The organism is Archangium sp. (assembly GCF_036389735.1).
Classification (GTDB): Bacteria; Myxococcota; Myxococcia; order Myxococcales; family Myxococcaceae; genus Archangium.
Map to the genome: position 1 here is coordinate 1 of NZ_DASVWK010000072.1, position 3,455 is coordinate 3,455.

The window sequence follows — 3,455 nt, forward strand, 5'->3', positions numbered from 1 at the left end:
CTTCGCCAGCACCTTGGTGATGGCCGCCGTGAGGGACGTCTTGCCATGGTCCACGTGGCCGATCGTGCCGATGTTGACGTGGGGCAAACTTCTGTCGAACTTTTCCTTGGACATAACGCTCCTCGAAAAATGGAGCCCTGAACCAGGATTGAACTGGTGACCTCATCCTTACCAAGGATGCGCTCTGCCAACTGAGCTATCAGGGCTTGTATACTCGCCTACTACAACTGGAGCGGGAAATGGGATTCGAACCCACGACATTCAGCTTGGAAGGCTGACGCTCTACCAACTGAGCTATTCCCGCGATGCCGATGGAGGGGGTTGGATTCGAACCAACGAAGGCGTAGAGCCGGCAGATTTACAGTCTGCTCCCTTTGGCCACTTGGGTACCCCTCCGCAACGCCCTTCTCAACTACCGCACAACCGCTGTTTCTTCCTACTGCTTTTTTCGCTCCGGGCCCTCATCCGCGGCCCCGTCCTTCTTGGCCGGCGGCGGGACTTGAACCCGCGACCTACTGATTACAAATCAGGTGCTCTACCAACTGAGCTACACCGGCATCCACTACTCCGGCTGCGTTCCTTCCCGCCCTACCCCGCCGCCCCGGAACCGTCAACCGCCCGTCCCGTCGGAGGCGCGCCCTTTTAGAGGCCCCCTCCGCCCAAGTCAAGGAGTTTGATCCGAAAGGTTCAACTCCCGGCACTGGGATGCGTGCCCCGCTGCCTGGCGGCCTCGTATAGCAGAATCGCCGCGGAAACGGACGCATTCAGGGAACCGACCTGACCGAGCATCGGAATCCCCAGGCGGAAGTCACAGTGCTTGAGGACTCCTTCTCGCACGCCGGCTCCCTCGGCCCCCACTACCACCGCCAAGGGTCCGTCCAGTCGGGCCCCCCACAGGGGCTCCTTCGACTCGGGGTCCGCCGCAGCGATCCACACCCCGGCCTCCTTCAGTTCCTCCAGCGTCCGCGAGAGGTTGACCACTCGCGCGATGGGACAGTGCTCCACCGCCCCCGCCGAGGCCTTGGCCACCACCCCCGTCACCGGTACCGCCCGGTCCTTGGCGATGATGACTCCCTGGGCCCCCAGGGCGTGCGCCGAGCGGATGATCGCCCCGAAGTTGTGCGGATCCTGGATGCCGTCCAACACCACCAGCAGCGCGGGACGCCCGCTCTCCTCCACCACCTCCAGCAGGTCCTCCAGCTCCACGTACTCGAAGCCGCGCAGCTCGGCGATGATGCCCTGGTGCACCCCGCCGTCCGCCATCGAGGCCAGGCGCTCCCGAGGCACCCGTTCCACCCGGATGCCCGAGTCCTTCGCCCGGCTGAAGATCTCGGCCGCAGCCTTCGCGGCGAGCTGCCCCTCGGCGGTGAAGAGACGCTCCACCCGCTCCGCGTGCGCCCGGAGCGCCTCGAGGACCGGGTTCACCCCGTACACGTAGCGCTCGCGCTCCCGCTCGCCACGGTCACGCTCTCCACCGCGCTCATGCGCATCGCGCTCGCGGCTTCCGCCACGCTCACGCTCACTGCTCCGGGGCTCACTGCTTCTCGGCGAACGCGGGCGCGCCACGGGCTAGAGAACCTCGACGGGGATGGAGAAGGTCTTCTGCTGCCGGGCGCACAGCTGCTCCGAGCAGATGAAGAAGGTCAGCTTCGCGTCCAGCGTGCCCTTGCCGGCCGCCGCCGCCTTGAACGGCACCTCGAAGCGCGGATCCACGAACTGCTGCCCCGCGGCCTTCTTCACCACCGAGTCCGCCAGCACCAGCTTCTCCTTGGCCGGCGTGAGCTGCGAGCCCTTGAGTTCCAGCTTCAGCGGCGCCTCGTCCGACACGTGGGCGCCCGCCTTGCTCTTGATGGACAACACGAACACGCCCTGCTCGCCCGCCTTCACCTTGGTGGAAGTCCCCTCGGTGCTCACCTCGTAGAGGGTCGTCGGGTCCACCTGCCCCTCGGCACGGGCCTGGGTGCAGGCAAGGGCCACCACCGTGGCGGCCAGGGAGGTGATGCGTCGGACATGCAGCATGGTTCGTTCTCCTCGGCGAGTCTCAGGTCCAACCTATAACCGCTCTCCCGACGTCCGGGGACCTGTTTCTGTTCACGCCTCTCCCGTGGAGGCCTTGGCCGGGCGCTTCCGCCGGGACACCGGCTCCGGCTCCGGCAAGCCCACCTTCAGGCCCCCTTCGGCCAGCTCCTCGGCGCGCTGGATGATGATGCTGGCCAGATCCAGCCCCGTGGCCGCTTCCATCTCCGGGAGCGCCGGGGAGCTGTTGACCTCGAACACCTTGGGTAACCCCTCCGGCACCTCCAGCAGGTCCACCGCCGCCACCTCCAGCCCCACCAGCATCGCCGTCTTCTCCGCCGCCAGCCGGTGGGCGTCCGTCAGCTGGAGTCCCTCCAGCCTCGCGCCCCGGTTCAGCGTGTACGAGAGCCGCCCTACCCTCGGCCGGCGCCGCACCGCCGCCACCGCCCGCCCTCCCACCACCAACACCCGCACGTCCTGCCCGGCGCTCTGCACGTACTGCTGGACGATCAGGTTGTGCCCCAGCCCGAGAATGGCCTCCAGCGCGGCCTCCAACGACTGGAGGCTCTCGCACACCATCACCCCGTGCTTCTCCTGACCCTGGAGCAGCTTCACCAGCACCGGCACCCCGCCCACCAGGCCCACCATCTCCTTCAGGTCCCCCGCGTCACGCGCCATCACCGTGGCCGGAATGGGGATGCCGTGCGCCGACAGGAGCTGCAGCGAGCGCATCTTGTTGCGCGACTCGGCGATGGCTCGCGCCGTGTTCACCAGCGGGACTCCACACATGGCGAACTGGTTCACCACCGCGAGCCCGTAGTTGCTGATGGACTGGGCGATGCGCGGGATGACCACGTCGCACGGGGACAGCTTGCGGCGCCGGTAATAGAGGTTGGCGCGCTGCCCATCCAGGTGCATCTCCACCCGGACCGGGTTGAGCACGCGGACCTGGTGCCCTCTCGCGCGTCCGGCCTCGACCAGACGCTTCGTGGACGAAATGGAGGCGGAACGCGAGAGGATGGTGATCTTCATGGGCGGCCAGGGCGGGCGCCGGAGACATAGCCCCGGCTCCTCACCACGTAAAGCCGCCCCCGCGGACTACCGGCGCTGCACGGCGCGCACTTCGATGTCCACCGGGTCGATCGCCGTGGAGCTCTTGATGCGCGTGCACAGGTCGCCCTTGAACTCGACCCCCTTGAGGGCCAGCTCCAGGCGCCAGGTATTGTCCCCGGCCTCGACGCGCTCCTTGTTGATGTAGACGACCATCAGGCTCTCGGACGACGGGAGCTGATCGCTCGGGATCTCGAGGAGGCAGGGGTTGGCCGGACCGACTCGCGCGCTGATCGCCTCCAGGGCCGCCGCCAGCTCGCTCTGGTTGGCCGCCTGATAGAACCGGCGACGGCACAGCTTGGCGGTCGTCTCGCACGTGTCACCCGCGC

General features: G+C 67.3%; 4 protein-coding genes, 4 tRNA genes and 1 pseudogene. All 9 read right to left on the reverse strand.

Going from position 1 to position 3,455, the window contains the following annotated elements; genetic code table 11:
• Window positions 1-114 (reverse strand): GTP-binding protein (locus VF794_RS02925; protein WP_331107491.1); only part of this gene is annotated, 114 nt, incomplete at its 3' end.
• A gap of 16 nt (window positions 115-130) precedes the next feature.
• A tRNA-Thr gene (locus VF794_RS02930) sits at window positions 131-206 on the reverse strand.
• Between the two features lie 22 nt (window positions 207-228).
• Window positions 229-304 (reverse strand) — tRNA-Gly (locus tag VF794_RS02935).
• Between the two features lie 8 nt (window positions 305-312).
• A tRNA-Tyr gene (locus tag VF794_RS02940) sits at window positions 313-396 on the reverse strand.
• An 88-nt stretch (window positions 397-484) separates the two neighbouring features.
• Window positions 485-557, reverse strand: a tRNA-Thr gene (locus VF794_RS02945).
• A gap of 130 nt (window positions 558-687) precedes the next feature.
• Window positions 688-1,566 (reverse strand): 23S rRNA (guanosine(2251)-2'-O)-methyltransferase RlmB, encoded by an 879-nt coding sequence (gene rlmB, locus VF794_RS02950; RefSeq protein ID WP_414640864.1) that lies wholly within the window; start codon window positions 1,564-1,566, stop codon window positions 688-690.
• 3 nt (window positions 1,567-1,569) lie between these two features.
• Window positions 1,570-2,019, reverse strand: a complete 450-nt coding sequence (locus tag VF794_RS02955) for a hypothetical protein (protein WP_331107488.1) — start codon at window positions 2,017-2,019, stop codon at window positions 1,570-1,572.
• 72 nt (window positions 2,020-2,091) lie between these two features.
• A complete protein-coding gene (locus VF794_RS02960) occupies window positions 2,092-3,048 on the reverse strand; it encodes a RimK family alpha-L-glutamate ligase (RefSeq protein ID WP_331107490.1) in 957 nt (318 codons plus the stop codon).
• A gap of 66 nt (window positions 3,049-3,114) precedes the next feature.
• Window positions 3,115-3,455, reverse strand: a pseudogene (locus VF794_RS02965) (VWA domain-containing protein); the annotation flags it as partial.